The sequence below is a fragment of the Streptomyces virginiae genome (assembly GCF_000720455.1).
Classification (GTDB): domain Bacteria; phylum Actinomycetota; class Actinomycetes; order Streptomycetales; family Streptomycetaceae; genus Streptomyces; species Streptomyces virginiae.
Window position 1 is genome coordinate 1 of record NZ_JOAK01000096.1, and the last position, 522, is coordinate 522.

General features: G+C 62.5%; 1 pseudogene. It reads left to right on the plus strand.

Annotation, left to right across the window (positions count from 1 at the left end):
• Positions 1-132 (plus strand): annotated as a pseudogene (locus IG86_RS44980) (diacylglycerol kinase family lipid kinase); the annotation flags it as partial.
• Positions 133-522: the final 390 nt, after the last annotated feature.

Below are 522 nucleotides of genomic sequence, written 5' to 3' on the forward strand. Positions count from 1 at the left end.
TATCACGACGTCAGGCACTTCACCTTGGTTTCAGAGGAACCTGCCCCGTTTCAGGTCGACGGGGACCACCTTGGAGACAGGAGTCGCGTCAGTTTCACAGGCGTTCGGCGGGCACTGCGTGTGATTGTGTGACCAGAAGGGGGTCCCGCCCTTCTTCTCGAACGCGCTAGCCCCCTTCACCCCATAGAAGTACGGGCTGTGAGCTATGCGACACCGAAGAATCAAAAATTCCTTGCCGAAGGGGGTTGTATCCGGGCCGCAGGTTTGCGAACCTCTACATGGCGATCGGGACGGGCCGCAGCGGGACACGCGGAACTCCCTCGAATCGCCCGAACCCCACCTCAGCGCAGACCACCCGGGCCCGATGGGCCTTTGGTCGCTTTTGCTGTTGCGGGATTCGTGAAAGCGTTCACATTCACAAGCCGTCGATTGTGTCGGCCGGGCCACCGCCCACCGACCGGAGGAGTTGGACGACCATGGACTGGCGCCACCGCGCTGTCTGCCGCGAAGAGGACCCGGAGC